The organism is Tenacibaculum profundicola, assembly GCF_057220795.1.
In genome coordinates, this window is sequence record NZ_CM170137.1 from 4,075,897 (window position 1) to 4,089,732 (window position 13,836).

Genomic DNA, 13,836 nt, shown 5'->3' on the forward strand with positions numbered 1-13,836 from the left:
GATTGGTTCTTTATAGATCTAAACAAACGTCCTACGTTCGATCTGGTATTGAAAATGGATTTGACGAATTTTTATCATCAGCGAAAAATTTTAGCCAAATTCCGGTATGTAAGGAGGTATTAATATATTAAAACTTGGAAAGTTGTATTTCAAAAGTAGTTCCCTTGCCTAGCTCCGATTTTTGCACCAATATTTTTCCTTTATGATAATCATTAATAATTCTTTTTGAAAGCGATAATCCTAAACCCCAGCCACGTTTTTTAGTAGTAAATCCGGGTTTGAAGATTTCTTTAAATTGTGATTTGTGAAGTCCCTTTCCTGTATCTGAAATTGTAATAATAACCTGTTTGGTGTTGTCTGAAATGGAAACATTTACAGTTCCTTTTCCCTGCATAGCATCAATAGCATTTTTTATTAGGTTTTCAATAACCCAACCAAATAGCTCAGTGTTAATATTGACATTTGTATCTTCTTTAAACGAATGGAAAAAGAAAGATATTTGCTTAGAACTTCTAGATTTTAAATAATTAAATACTTTTAAAGTAGCTTCAGTGATATTGTGAGGTTTTAATTCGGGAAGAGAGCCGATTTTAGAGAAACGGTTGGCTATGATGTTTAAACGATCTACATCTTTTTCTATTTCATTTACATACATTTTATTAATGTTCTCTGATCGTAAAATAGTAATCCATCCTAAAAGAGAAGATAAAGGAGTTCCTATTTGATGGGCAGTTTCTTTTGCCATTCCTGTCCATAATTTGTTCTGCTCGGCAATTTTATTCGATTTTAAACCTAGATAGAGAATTGTTAAGAATAACCCGAGAATTAATAATAGGGCTAAGGGATAATAGGTGAGTTTATAGAGTAAATCAGAATTTCTATAATAAATGAATTCTTTTGTATTTAGGTATTCAATGACAATTGGTTCGTTTTGTTTTTTCATTTGAGCCAATTGTTTTTGAAGATATGTTGGATCGTTAGATTGAATAAAATCCAAATTGTACATTCTAATTATTTTTCCATCTTCACTTAATGATAAGGCAGGGATGTTTTTGATACTTTCAAAAACTTTAAATTCTATATTGAAACTAGCATTCAAATCGGGGTTAGAAGCCATTTCTTTAATGGCAGAGGCATATAACTCCATTTTTGAACGTTCTTCTTCTTTAAATTTCTTGAAAAATATATAGGTATTCCATAGAATTAAGGAAACAATTACGATAGAAATTAAAACAGTGATACGCTTCAGCCAAAAGGTATTTTGAAAAAAACTCATACATCAAATATAAACTATTCTCTACTATAACATCATATATAAAACTGTAGTATATTTACACCAAAAAAATAAATAATGTTATCTATAGATCCTAAAGATATATCTACAGCAAAATTGCATGGGTATTTGTTAGGAGCAGTAGCTCCAAGGCCAATCGCTTTTGCAAGCACAATTGACGAGCACGGAAACCCTAACTTATCACCATTCAGTTTTTTCAATGTTTTCGGAGCGAATCCTCCTATAATGATTTTTTCTCCCGCCAGAAGTGTCAGAGAAAATAAAACAAAACATACATTAGACAATGCTGAAATTACTAAAGAAGTTGTTATCAATATTGTTAATTATAGTATTGTTCAACAAATGTCTTTGAGTAGCACGATGTACCCGAAAGGGGTCAACGAATTTGAAAAGGCAGGCCTCACTATGTTACCCTCTGAAGTAGTAAAACCTTTTAGAGTAGCTGAATCTCCTGTACAGTTTGAATGCAGGGTGAAAGAAATTATATATACTGGTCAAGAGGGAGGTGCTGGAAATTTAATAGTCTGCGAAGTGGTTAAGTTACATGTAAAGGAAGATGTGCTAGATGATAATGGGAACATAGATCAACACAAAATTGATTTAGTGGCAAGAGCAGGAGGTAGTTATTATACACGAGCTAGAGATGGTTTTTTTGAAATACCTAAGCCTATAACGACTTTGGGTGTTGGTGTAGATCGAATCCCGGTCGACATAAGAAACAGCAGGGTTTTAACGGGTAATAACTTGGGTATGCTCGGGAATGTAGAAGAGTTACCAGCGAGCAGCGATGTTAATAACTTTGCTAAAGAACATCCGCAATATGTAGGTGTATCTGAAGAAAAAAAACATACTTTTGCACAAGAGTTTTTAGAAAGTAATGATGTAGAAAGTGCTTGGAAAGTGCTTTTAATTAAATAGTTATAGTAATGGAAGTAATTGGTAAAATTAAGTTAATTAACGAAACGCAAACCTTTGGAAGCAATGGTTTTAGAAAGCGTGAGATGGTTGTGACTACTGATGAGCAGTATCCTCAAATGATACTAATTGAATTTATTCAAGATAAGTGTGATTTATTAAATAATTACCAAGTAGGTCAAGATGTAAAGGTCTCAATTAATCTAAGAGGTAGAGAGTGGGTAAATCCACAAGGGGAAGCAAAATATTTCAATTCAGTTCAAGGATGGAGGGTTGAAAATTTAGCACAATCGCCAGCTCAAAATACACCAACTCCAGATGAATTTTCACCAGCTCCGGATCTATCTGATAATGAGCCGGATGATTTGCCGTTTTAATATAGAAAGCAGTAATACTATATAAAAAGAGCATATATGCTCTTTTTTTTATGTAAAAACATGAGATTTGTGAAAAAATTACATTTTTTTTAACGTAAACCTTATGTTTTCGGTATTAGATTTGTGGCTTCATCACTCAGTTTTCTGAGAGAAGAACTTAAAGGGGATAGCCTTCTAGCTTAATAAACTAGAAGGTTTTTATTTTTTAATTTCATTTTTCTTAGGCATTGGGCCTCGTAAATGTATAATCAAACCATTTAAAAAGTTTCTCAGTATTTGATCTCCACATTCTTTGTATTTTGGGTGTTCTTCATTTCGAAAGAAAGCACCTAATTCGGCTTTAGAAACTTTAAAGTCAACTAAAGAACAAATTTTAATGATATCGGTATCTCTTAATTTATGAGCTACTCGTAATTTTTTAAAAACATCGTTGTTTGATAATCCTCCCATAATATATTTATTAACTTACCATATTGAAAATAGCCCATGCATAAATAACAAAACGTAAAAAACGAAATAACCCAAAGGTTACTACCCCTTTAAATGGGTATTTGATCATGCCAGCAGTCATACAACTTATAGAAAAGGGTAATGGTAATAAAGCCCCCACTAAAATTAAAAATCCTCCCCATTTGGCTGTGTTTTTTAAGTGTTTAGCCATTTTAATTTCTAGGTAATTTTTGACCGCGTTTATTTTTAGAGCAGCTCGCCCAATAAAATAAGATATTATTCCTCCAGAATAAGAAAGAGCCGCTAAAATAGAAAGATTTATAATTGGTTCGCTCGTTTTCTTCGACCAAGCTATAAAAATTTCTGGTGGGATTAATCCCAATAATGTTTCGGAAATAAAGAAGGTTATTAATACTCCTATCCTGGAAAAGGTGTCGGTCATTGCTTCTAAACCATCATTAATGTTGTATACATATTTATTAAACAAGAATAAACCTACGACTACACCAAGTATTGGCCAAAAGGCTTTTTTTAAGCTTTCCCATATAAACATATAAAAACCAGTGCGTTGATAGTAATTATGCAATCGTTTTGCTTTTGGGGGTTTCTTTTTTTTCTTTGCTGTTTCCATGTACATCTACAACTTTATCCTTAGTTCTGTGGAATCCGCAAAAATACAAGGTAATTGCTGATAAATCAAAGAAATCTTGTTAATTATAATAAATCTACTGCTGCTTCAGCACAACGTTCACCATCCATGGCTGCGGAAATAATCCCACCAGCATAACCGCCACCCTCGCCACAGGGAAATAAGCCTTTGATTTGTGGGTGTTCTAAAGTGTCTTTTCTTGGGATATTAACTGGAGATGAGGTGCGAGATTCAACTCCTACAATGTTGGCTTCAGAAGTGTAATAACCATGCATTTTTTTTCCAAACGAAGCAAATCCTTTTCGCAATCTACTACCTATTAACTTTGGGAGTAATGAATGTAAGGGAGACGAATTTAATCCTGGTTGATAGGAAGTTTCGTTCAAAGAAGACGATAATTTTCCTTCCACAAAATCAGTTAATCGTTGTGCCGGAGCGGTTTGAGTTCTTCCTCCTGCGTTAAACGCCAACGTTTCTAAATCCTTTTGAAATTGCAGCCCTTTTAAGACACCAAAACTTTCGTATTTAGAAAGATCTTTTTCGGCATTAATTTCGACAACAATTCCCGAATTGGCAAATTTGTTATTTCTACGAGAAGGAGACATTCCGTTAACTACGATTTCTCCATTCTTAGTGGCTGCTGGAACAATGAATCCGCCAGGGCACATGCAAAAAGAATACACACCACGATTGTTAACTTGTTGCACGAGACTGTATGCAGCGGCCGGTAATAGTTCATCTCTTTTATACGGACAATTATATTGAATTTGATCAATGAGCTCTTGCGGGTGTTCTACACGAACACCCATAGCAAATGACTTGGCTTTAAGTAAAATGTTCTTGCTGTGTAATAGCTCATAGATGTCTCTTGCAGAATGACCTGTAGCTAAAATAACAGAATTAACCGAGATCTCTGACCCATTTTGTAATTGTATGGCTTGTAGTGTGTTATTATTGATGACGAAATTAGTAACACGTGCTTGGAAATGAATTTCACCACCGTGCTTTATAATGGTTTCACGAATGTTTTGAATAATTTTAGGTAATTTATTCGTGCCAATATGTGGATGTGCATCAATTAAAATTTCTTCTGTAGCTCCGTGATATACCAAGTTTTCAAATATTTTTCTAACATCTCCTCGCTTCAAACTACGGGTATATAATTTACCGTCAGAATAGGTGCCTGCCCCACCTTCACCAAAACAATAATTAGAGTCTTCGTTTACTTCATGAAACTGATTAATAGCCCGTAAATCTCTTCGGCGGTCTTGTACATTTTTACCGCGTTCTAAAACAATAGGTTTGTAGCCCAGTTCAATACATCGAAGTGCTGCATACATACCAGCGGGGCCAAACCCAATAATATGGATCTCCTTTGCATTGGAAACATCTTTGTAATCGAAGGAATATTCAATGTTTTCAGGTGTTGATTCATTTATGTAAACGGCTACTTTATAGTTAAAAACTACCTCTTTTTTCCGTGCATCAATCGATTTACGAAGTACTTTTACAGTGGTAATATCAGTGTATCGTATTTTTAAGTTTGTAGAAGCTTTCTTTTTTAAAATATCGTCTATTTTTTCTTCTTTTAAACTAACGCGCAGTTGAAGTTCTTTAATCATGTTGCAAAGCTAGTTAAAAAAATGATTGCGTCTATTTGATTATTTTAGCAAATCAAAATTAGTATTATGAAACTTACGCAGACTATTGAAAATATATTTAAAAAATGGTTGCCGTCACCATTTACTATCGCCATTTTATTAACCTTACTCACCTTGCTTTTAGCCGTGCTATTTACGAAGCCTGATAATGTTACAACATTTGCGTATTCAATTGATGTGTTAACATTTTGGGAAAATGGAATATGGTCAAATAGTTTATTGGTTTTTGCGTATCAAATGATGCTTATTTTAGTGTTAGGGCATGTGTTGGTATTGAGTACCCCCGTAAGTAATCTTATTGTAAAAGTAACAAAGTACTGTACTAATACGGCAACTAGTGCTTCTATTGTTAGTTTTACGACAATGTTAGTTGCTTTTTTTAATTGGGGGCTAGGATTGATTTTTGGAGCGCTACTAGCGCGTAAAGTCGCAGAGCATGCGCAAAAAAACAATATAGAGCTTAATTATCCCATTGTTGGAGCAGCTGGGTATATGGGGTTAATGGTTTGGCATGGCGGTATTTCTGGATCGGCACCTATTAAAATTAATGAAAGTGGGCATATTCAGAGTTTAATGACATCCATTTCTTCAGAAGAGGTGCTTTTACAAATACCGAATCTTATTGATTATTCCCAAACAGTATTTAGTTGGTGGAATTTGCTCATTTTTTCATTGGTTGTGATACTTGTGTCAACAACGTTTTATGTCTTGGGAAAGAAAGCGCAGCCTACAGAAATTAAGCTGCCTGAATATAAAATGAATACTAATGAAAAACCGACAACTCAGGCTGAAAGGTTAGACAGCTCGAAGCGATTAGCGTATTTTTTTGGAGCCTTACTTTTAATTGCTTTTTCATTTCGGTATTTTGACGATATAAAAAATTTTAAAATCACACCTAATTTAATCAATTTCTTTATGTTAGGCTTGGGAATTGTTTTACATGGCAGCTTTAAAAAGTTTACCAATGCTGTAGGAGAATCGATAAGTGATATTTCTGGGATATTAATTCAGTTTCCGTTGTACTTTGGTATTATGGGGATAATGAAAAGTACAGGAATGGTTACGTTAATATCTGGTTTTTTTGTGTCAGTTTCTACGGCAACTACCTTGCCTATTTTTACCTTTTTTAGCGCTGGGTTGATTAATGTTTTTGTTCCAAGCGGTGGCGGACAATGGGTTGTTCAAGGGCCTATTGTTGTTGAGAGCGCCTTGCAATTGGGGGTGCCTTTACCCAAGGCAATTATGGCCTTGGCCTATGGAGATCAGGTCACCAATATGTTACAACCTTTTTGGGCATTACCTTTATTAGGTATTACAAAATTAAAAGCGAAAGAAATTTTGCCATATACCCTCATTGCAATGTTGGTGGGAAGCACCATTTATTTATTAGGACTTTTATTGTTGTGATCATAGAAGAACAGAAATAAGTTGCTGGCTCTAGTGTGGAACTATTCGTTTTTTGTGAGTTTTTAATAGTATTTTTGTGCTAAGTACTACTAATTGCTTTTTGATCTTTTTTTTTAGAAGAAATTGCTAAATATGTTAAGAAAAAATAGTGAGTTTTTAGAAAATCAAAGAGTAAGTAGTAAAATGTATATAGATATGATTTGGTTAGATAAAGAAATAGTATTTCCTCCTTATGAATTAGCAACTGAAGAAGGTGTTTTAGCGTTGGGTGGAGATTTATCAGTGGGAAGATTGGTGCATGCGTATGAAAGGGGAGTTTTTCCATGGTTCAGCGAAGGAGAGCCTATTGTTTGGTATTGTCCACCAGCTCGTATGGTATTGTTTCCTAAAGAGGTTAATATCTCCAAATCAATGAAACAAGTATTGCGTAAAAATGACTTTTTAGTTACTGAAAATAAGGCTTTTGCAGAGGTTGTTTTCAATTGTAAATATATTGATAGAAATGATCAGTACGGAACTTGGATTACAGATGATATGCAAGAGGCTTATATCGAGTTACACCGCAAAGGGTATGCGAAATCAATTGAAGTTTGGAAAGACCATAAAATGGTAGGCGGTTTGTATGGGGTCGATTTGGGAAATGGTGTGTTTTGTGGTGAAAGTATGTTTAGCAAACGGAGTAATATGAGTAAAGTGGCGTTCATTCATTTGGTACAGAATTGTGGTTATAAGTTAGTGGATTGTCAGGTGTATAATGAGCACCTAGCTAGCCTTGGAGCTCGTGAGATTGATAGAAGTGATTTTTTAAATTACTTATAGTTTTCGTGAGTATTATTGTTAAAAGTCAAATCGACTAAATTTTGATTTTCATTGTTCTTAAAACTTATTTTTCGAGTTTTGTCATATTCTCGAACGTAGTTTGGTTTTTTTGTAGGTAGTATACGATCCCAAATTCTAAAATATAACCCATAGTTTTCTTGAAGTCTTTAAGGATGAAAATTATGGTAATTAGAAGAACTAATAATTTCGAATAGAAGTAATTTTTAATTCTATTTAAAAGGATATTAGGATAGGTGTTTAAAATATACTTTAGAAATAAAAGGATTATTAGTTTGTTTTTTTAATAAAACTAGAGAATCTATTTTGTCATAAGGATGTTTTTAGACTATCAAAAAATGCAGGGTCAACAACTTTTATTATGAGCATACCTATTAAAAACAAACTTAAAAATATAAGGAAAGTAACTATTGAAACTATAATTAGAACAGCAATAAATCTCAATAGCTTACCAACTATTTTTGGTATACGATGTTGGTACAATTTACTAAAAACATATAAGTAAAAAAGTATCATTAACGGAATGCTAAAGGAAAATATCTTGGGATGTATAAACATGCTTAAGAAGAACATGATAATGGAAAAATACATTGTTGCTCCTTGAATATAGGCGTTTATTACAATATGTTCACCAAAGTTATAAGGTTTTTTGTAGGTAAAGTAGCTGAGCAATGCATAAAAAGGAAGAAACAAAAAGGTGAAAATGTTTAAGTACTTTACTAGAAAACGATTCCATTTGTCCTGAATTTTAAGCTGAATTTTAGCCGTTTGTTGTTGCTTTTTTAAAGTTGCTAATTCTTTAGGAGATATACTTTTTATACTTGTTACATCTTTTTCGGTGATCTCTTTTAATTCACTGATGTTGGTAGGGTTAAAGGAGTTTTGTATTTCCATATAATCATTTATAAAGAGGTTGAAAATGATTAGTGAAATAGCAGCTCCAACGGCAAGAAAAGCAAAGGGATTTAGATATCGTTTTCGTACCCCATTTAAATATTCGTTTAAAACCTCTTGAGGTGAGATAAATATTTTCTTCAACGTATTGAAATACAGGTTGTCAAAACCTAAAACAGCAAATAATTCAATCATTAAAAAACGGAAAGTTATTCTATTCGTAATTACCTTACCGCCACAATTATCACAGAAATGTGCGTTTTCCTCTAGAGTTTCGTTACAATTTTTACAGTTCATTATCTGGCTTTTAATGTGGCGGTAAGTTTTTTTTATGTTTATTTTAATACTGTAAACTCTATATTAGAATCGGTAAATATTGAATGTGTTTGCGTTTTAAAATGCTTTTCGTCTGCTTTGTATATATTATCAACATACGTTTGAGGATTGAGGTCTATTAAAGGAAACCAAGTGCTTTGTATCTGAATTTGTAATTTGTGTCCTTTTTTAATTGTATGAAAAACATCTTGTAATTTTATAGTCACCGCCGTTTTTTTATTCGCGGTAAAGGGTTCTGGTTTTTCAAAGCTATTTCTAAAACGACCACGCATTACTTCGCTTCGCACCATTAAGTGGTAATTGCTGAGTTTTAAATGAGGTTGCATGGCTTCATTATCGTTTTTCAAATCGTGAGGATGTACATCAATAATTTTTACAATCCAGTCTGCAGCAGTACCTGTGGTTGCTACTTGTAATTTTGCTAAAATATCACCAGCTAAAGTAAAATCTTCAGTTAAGACATTTGTTTCAAAAACTAATACATCTGGCCTTCTTGCAGCAAATCGTTGATCATCGGTCATGTATTTACGAGGCGTAAATACCGTTTTAATATCTTCAGAGTAAGGAACAGGTTTTTTGATGTCGCTTACGAAACTGATTTTAGTATTGCTTTTTTGAGACTTACTTAACTTTTGATTTTCAGACAAGAAAAATGTTTGTTTATGGGCGTTTTTCGGTGGCCATACGTCGTATGACTTCCATTCTTTTTTACCAGTATCAAACACATATGCTTCTGGTAGTCCACTGTTTTTTGAACCATCACCTTTTAAGAAATGATTAAAGAATTTAGTTTCTACTTCTTTTTGAAAGTGTAATGAAATAGAATCTCCAAAATAGTAATTACCTATAATATTAGGTACTTTGTCTCTAGACCATGCTCCATGATCCCACGGACCAAATACCATGGTGTTGTAGTTGTTAGGTTGATGTTTTTCAATGCCTTTATAGGTTTCAAGAGGGCCGTATAGGTCTTCTGCATCAAACCATCCACCAACAATCATGGTAGCCACATTTGATGGAACTTTATCTAAGTGTTGAATAAGCCCTTTACTTTGCCAAACCGAATCGTAATTTGGGTGTTCAATAATTTCTTTCCAAAAGAAATCATTTATAGGTTTATGGTTATCAGAATTGGAAACACTAGGTTTTTTATATTGGAAATAGTCATTTAGGTTTTTTAACGGGCCTTTGTCTAGAAAGAATTGATATTGATCTTGAGTTTTCATATCAGGAAAAGTATACCAAGCAGAATCAGTGGGTTGATCTTTGTAGGTACCAAACAATGAAATGACATTAAAGTAACTTAATAAAAACGCACCGTTATGATGAAAGTCGTCAAAAAAGAAATCACCAATACAAGCTTGAGGTGATGCTGCCATTAATGCAGGGTGAGCATCTATAGCAGAGACAGTTGAATAGTGACCTGGATAAGAAACTCCCCAAGTACCTACTTTGCCGTTGTTATTAGGAATATTATTTACTAGCCAATCAATGGTGTCGTAGGTATCAGTGGTTTCATCAGTTTGTTTGGCTGTTTTGTTCGGAATATATGCGCGCATGTTGTCATATATACCTTCACTCATCCAACGTCCACGAACATCTTGATATACGATAATATTTCCTTCTTTCATTAAAATCGGATTCGGACCAATTTTTTCCATGAACTCATCCTTACCATAAGGCCTACAGCTATATGGTGTTCTTTTTAATAAGATAGGATAGGTTTTGCTGGTGTCTTTAGGAGAGTAGATTGTTGTATGTAATTTGATGCCATCTCTCATCGTAATTTTCACCTCCATTTTGTGATAGTTGTCTTGAATATAACTACTTTCTTTTTGGACTTCAGATGTTTTATTGGTTGTCTTTTTAATACACCCTAAGGCAAAGAATAATAGGATAAGGGAGGTTAGTTTTAAGAATGTTTTCATAAGTTTATTTTTGTAAATTACGATTTATGAATTAATATTTTCGGTGTTTTCTATGTGCGATAAATGAGATCTGTTCTATTTTCAAAATCTTAACAAAAAAACAGAATGTATTTGTCTTTAACAAAAACACAAGTGTTTTTTAATACAAACATGTATGATATATAAGGTGTTAAAATTAAGTAAATGCATAGGTAACAATTCTTAATTAAATGTTAAAGAATTACATGAGTTTACTTATGAATGTCTTTGAAACACTACTGTTTTATTTTTTATATAGGGTGTGAATTGCAAAAATTATGGAAAAGACACTATGTAATTGTAGTCTTTCGTTTATGAAGAATTTATAAACAGATAGTCGTATCCACTTGATTTATAATAGAAGAAAATAGTGAAACAGTATCTGAACTAGAGGAATGAGAAAATACACAATTATATACATTAATCTTTACTATACAGTGTTTTAATGTAACAATTGTTACATTAAAATTAGAGATTTTAGGAGAATAAAAGCAATTAATTTTAACTTATTTGTTAATATTGCATACTTAGAATACTAGTAAAACTGATCAAGATTAATTTAAAAACGTTAAAATGAAATCATTTGTAAGTTTAAGACCCAAATTAGGTATACAGTTCTTAATACTTTTTCTTTCGTTATGTTCGACAACATCAATCGTTTCACAAATATATAACCCTGTAAAATGGTTTACCTCGGTAGAAAAAATTTCAGAGAATGAGTTTAATCTAGTTGCAACGGCAACTATAGAAAAGGGATGGCAGATTTATTCACAAAACGTTGAACCTGGTGGTCCTATACCTACCTCTTTCTTCTTTACAGAAAACTCGAATTATACGTTGGAGGGGAAGGTGATTGAAGAAAAGGGAAAAACAAAACATGATGCAACTTTCAACATGGAAGTGAAGTCGTTTAGTAAAAAAACTCGATTTGAACAACGTGTGAAAGTAAAAGATGCAAGTGCTAAAATTCAGGGTTCTGTTGAATTTATGGTGTGTAGAGACACTCAGTGTTTGCCACCTACTGAAATTGATTTGGTGTATGACTTAGCAAAAGCGAAGAAGGTTGTTTTAGAAAAAAAAAAGACAAAAGAAAATCCTAGGAAAAAAGGACTTTTAAAGACTTTTATTCTAGCGTTTATATTTGGTTTTGCGGCACTTTTAACCCCTTGTGTATTCCCTATGATTCCAATGACGGTAAGTTTTTTTACCAAGCAAAGTAAAAATAAGTCGGAAGGAATTAGGAATGCTATATTTTTTGGTGTGGCGATTATTGTTATTTATGTAGTTTTAGGAATAGCGGTAACATTCTTCTTCGGACCAAGCGCTTTAAATGCGTTATCAACTAATGTTTGGTTTAATATATTATTCTTTCTATTGTTAGTCATATTTGCACTATCATTTTTAGGGGCTTTTGAATTAACTTTACCAAGCTCTTGGAGTACTAAAGTTGATGCCCAATCAGATAGAGGAGGTTTAATAGGGGTTTTCTTTATGGCTTTGGCTTTAGCTATTGTCTCTTTTTCATGTACAGGGCCAATTGTGGGTACTATTTTAGTAGAAGCCGCTACAGGAGGAGATACGATTGGACCTATTGTAGGAATGTTTGGGTTTTCGTTGGCTATTGCCTTACCCTTTACCTTATTTGCTGCTTTTCCAGGCTGGATGAATTCACTTCCGAAGTCAGGAGGTTGGTTAAATACCGTAAAAGTTGTATTAGGGTTTTTAGAGTTGGCTTTTGCCTTTAAGTTCTTATCAAATGCCGATTTGGTGTTACAGTTACATTTGTTAGAGAGAGAAGTGTTTTTGGCAATATGGATTGCAATTTTTGGTGCCTTAGCTTTATATTTGTTCGGGAAAATTCGATTACCACACGACTCACCAATTACTCATATTTCTGTAAGTAGATTGTGCTTAGGTTTGGTGTCATTGTCCTTTACAGTTTATATGTTGCCAGGTTTATGGGGAGCACCTTTGAATTTAATTAGTGCATTTCCTCCTGCGCAGCATTATAGTGAATCACCTTATGGCGTAGGGTATCAAAAGATAGCTAGCGGAGCAAATACAGTCAATAATGCAACACCGCATGATGATCTTCCGGATGGGGCACATTTAATGGCTCCACATAATATTTTGGCATTTAATGACTATGATAAAGGACTCGCCTATGCTAAAAAAACAAATAAACCAGTATTAATTGATTTTACTGGTCACGCTTGTGTGAATTGCCGAAAGATGGAACAAAATGTATGGGCAAAAGACAAGGTTTTATCTGTTTTAAAAAACGATGTCGTATTGATTTCACTTTATGTTGATGATAAAAGAGCTTTAAATGAAGATGACATTGTTGAATCTAAACTCAGACCGGGTAAGAAGCTCCGTTATATTGGCCAGAAATGGAGTGAGCTTCAAACGATCAAGTATAAAACGAATTCTCAACCGTATTATGTGCTTATGGATACAAATGAGGAGAATTTAATTGATCCAGTGGCATATACACCAGATGTCGATGAATATTACAACTGGTTAAAAAAGGGTATTGCCTCTTTTAAATAAAATTAAATATGAAATAATAAAAAGCCTCATTTTTCATGAGACTTTTTATTATTTCGTTTTATTAGCCACAGCTGTTTCGAGTTTATTATAACGAATTCTTAGCTAAGTTAGGGTGATCATTTTCTTGTATTCGTGTAGTGATACCATTTACCATTTGAATTTACCGTAATGAAACGTCCTTTTTCCCTTTCTATTTCAAAATAAAAAGAAATTATAGCTACAGCTATTATTGGTTTTTCTATTTTATATAAAGAAAGAAACATTCATTTTCTTTTACAGTAAATTCAAACAATAGCTAGTATGACTTAAAAATTGTGGGTATTTGCACTACATAACTCCGTGGTAACTTTGAGTTTTATTCTCTTACCACTATGGTATGATACCTGTGGTTAGTTGAAACTATTCCATAAATTGGGGTAAAGAGGGGTTTTCAAATTCTAATTGATATAATATGATAGGTAAATTAACATTAGAAATAGTATTATTTCTAAAATACGAACAAATACCTCAAAACGTT

Annotated in this window: 11 protein-coding genes; 5 read left to right on the plus strand and 6 right to left on the minus strand. The window is 33.2% G+C overall.

Annotated features, from left to right (window positions below; genetic code table 11):
- Positions 1-127: 127 nt before the first annotated feature.
- Positions 128-1,276 (minus strand): sensor histidine kinase, encoded by a 1,149-nt coding sequence (locus AC2TDS_RS16735; protein WP_484736717.1) that lies wholly within the window; start codon positions 1,274-1,276, stop codon positions 128-130.
- A 75-nt stretch (positions 1,277-1,351) separates the two neighbouring features.
- Between AC2TDS_RS16735 and AC2TDS_RS16740 the strand changes: the two genes are divergently transcribed.
- Both AC2TDS_RS16740 and AC2TDS_RS16745 read left to right on the plus strand, forming a co-directional pair.
- Positions 1,352-2,212: a flavin reductase family protein gene (locus AC2TDS_RS16740; protein ID WP_484736718.1), complete on the plus strand. Its 861-nt coding sequence runs from the start codon at positions 1,352-1,354 to the stop codon at positions 2,210-2,212.
- A gap of 8 nt (positions 2,213-2,220) precedes the next feature.
- Positions 2,221-2,586: a DUF3127 domain-containing protein gene (locus tag AC2TDS_RS16745; protein WP_484736719.1), complete on the plus strand. Its 366-nt coding sequence runs from the start codon at positions 2,221-2,223 to the stop codon at positions 2,584-2,586.
- Positions 2,587-2,784: 198 nt separating this feature from the next.
- On the opposite strand, the gene AC2TDS_RS16750 is transcribed toward AC2TDS_RS16745, so the two are convergent.
- From AC2TDS_RS16750 to AC2TDS_RS16760, 3 genes are all read right to left on the minus strand, one after another.
- The gene (locus AC2TDS_RS16750) at positions 2,785-3,036 is read right to left on the minus strand and encodes a DUF1456 family protein (RefSeq protein WP_484736720.1); all 252 of its coding nucleotides are present in this window, start codon (positions 3,034-3,036) and stop codon (positions 2,785-2,787) included.
- Positions 3,037-3,046: 10 nt separating this feature from the next.
- The gene (locus AC2TDS_RS16755; protein ID WP_484736721.1) at positions 3,047-3,667 is read right to left on the minus strand and encodes a YqaA family protein; all 621 of its coding nucleotides are present in this window, start codon (positions 3,665-3,667) and stop codon (positions 3,047-3,049) included.
- 83 nt (positions 3,668-3,750) lie between these two features.
- The gene (locus AC2TDS_RS16760; protein ID WP_484736722.1) at positions 3,751-5,307 is read right to left on the minus strand and encodes an NAD(P)/FAD-dependent oxidoreductase; all 1,557 of its coding nucleotides are present in this window, start codon (positions 5,305-5,307) and stop codon (positions 3,751-3,753) included.
- 66 nt (positions 5,308-5,373) lie between these two features.
- On the opposite strand from AC2TDS_RS16760, the gene AC2TDS_RS16765 reads away from it, so the two are divergent.
- Positions 5,374-6,753 carry a short-chain fatty acid transporter gene (locus AC2TDS_RS16765; protein ID WP_484736723.1) on the plus strand — a complete coding sequence of 460 codons (1,380 nt, stop codon included), beginning with the start codon at positions 5,374-5,376 and terminating at the stop codon, positions 6,751-6,753.
- Positions 6,754-6,948: 195 nt separating this feature from the next.
- A complete protein-coding gene (aat, locus tag AC2TDS_RS16770) occupies positions 6,949-7,572 on the plus strand; it encodes a leucyl/phenylalanyl-tRNA--protein transferase (protein WP_484738969.1) in 624 nt (207 codons plus the stop codon).
- Positions 7,573-7,899: 327 nt separating this feature from the next.
- On the opposite strand, the gene AC2TDS_RS16775 is transcribed toward aat, so the two are convergent.
- Both AC2TDS_RS16775 and AC2TDS_RS16780 read right to left on the minus strand, forming a co-directional pair.
- A complete protein-coding gene (locus AC2TDS_RS16775; protein ID WP_484736724.1) occupies positions 7,900-8,781 on the minus strand; it encodes a DUF3667 domain-containing protein in 882 nt (293 codons plus the stop codon).
- Between the two features lie 38 nt (positions 8,782-8,819).
- Positions 8,820-10,748, minus strand: a complete 1,929-nt coding sequence (locus AC2TDS_RS16780; RefSeq protein WP_484736725.1) for a CocE/NonD family hydrolase — start codon at positions 10,746-10,748, stop codon at positions 8,820-8,822.
- A gap of 591 nt (positions 10,749-11,339) precedes the next feature.
- On the opposite strand from AC2TDS_RS16780, the gene AC2TDS_RS16785 reads away from it, so the two are divergent.
- On the plus strand, positions 11,340-13,319 hold the full coding sequence (locus AC2TDS_RS16785; protein WP_484736726.1) for a protein-disulfide reductase DsbD family protein: 1,980 nt from the start codon (positions 11,340-11,342) through the stop codon (positions 13,317-13,319).
- Positions 13,320-13,836 lie beyond the last annotated feature (517 nt).

What these genes read in the sequence shown, in the direction of transcription:
- AC2TDS_RS16780 (WP_484736725.1), bottom strand. Translation starts at nt 10,748, where the DNA reads ATGAAAACATTCTTAAAACTAACCTCCCTTATCCTATTATTCTTTGCC.
- AC2TDS_RS16775 (WP_484736724.1), bottom strand. Translation starts at nt 8,781, where the DNA reads ATGAACTGTAAAAATTGTAACGAAACTCTAGAGGAAAACGCACATTTC.
- AC2TDS_RS16740 (WP_484736718.1), top strand. Translation starts at nt 1,352, where the DNA reads ATGTTATCTATAGATCCTAAAGATATATCTACAGCAAAATTGCATGGG.
- aat (WP_484738969.1), top strand. Translation starts at nt 6,949, where the DNA reads ATGATTTGGTTAGATAAAGAAATAGTATTTCCTCCTTATGAATTAGCA.
- AC2TDS_RS16745 (WP_484736719.1), top strand. Translation starts at nt 2,221, where the DNA reads ATGGAAGTAATTGGTAAAATTAAGTTAATTAACGAAACGCAAACCTTT.
- AC2TDS_RS16760 (WP_484736722.1), bottom strand. Translation starts at nt 5,307, where the DNA reads ATGATTAAAGAACTTCAACTGCGCGTTAGTTTAAAAGAAGAAAAAATA.
- AC2TDS_RS16755 (WP_484736721.1), bottom strand. Translation starts at nt 3,667, where the DNA reads ATGGAAACAGCAAAGAAAAAAAAGAAACCCCCAAAAGCAAAACGATTG.
- AC2TDS_RS16765 (WP_484736723.1), top strand. Translation starts at nt 5,374, where the DNA reads ATGAAACTTACGCAGACTATTGAAAATATATTTAAAAAATGGTTGCCG.
- AC2TDS_RS16750 (WP_484736720.1), bottom strand. Translation starts at nt 3,036, where the DNA reads ATGGGAGGATTATCAAACAACGATGTTTTTAAAAAATTACGAGTAGCT.
- AC2TDS_RS16735 (WP_484736717.1), bottom strand. Translation starts at nt 1,276, where the DNA reads ATGAGTTTTTTTCAAAATACCTTTTGGCTGAAGCGTATCACTGTTTTA.
- AC2TDS_RS16785 (WP_484736726.1), top strand. Translation starts at nt 11,340, where the DNA reads ATGAAATCATTTGTAAGTTTAAGACCCAAATTAGGTATACAGTTCTTA.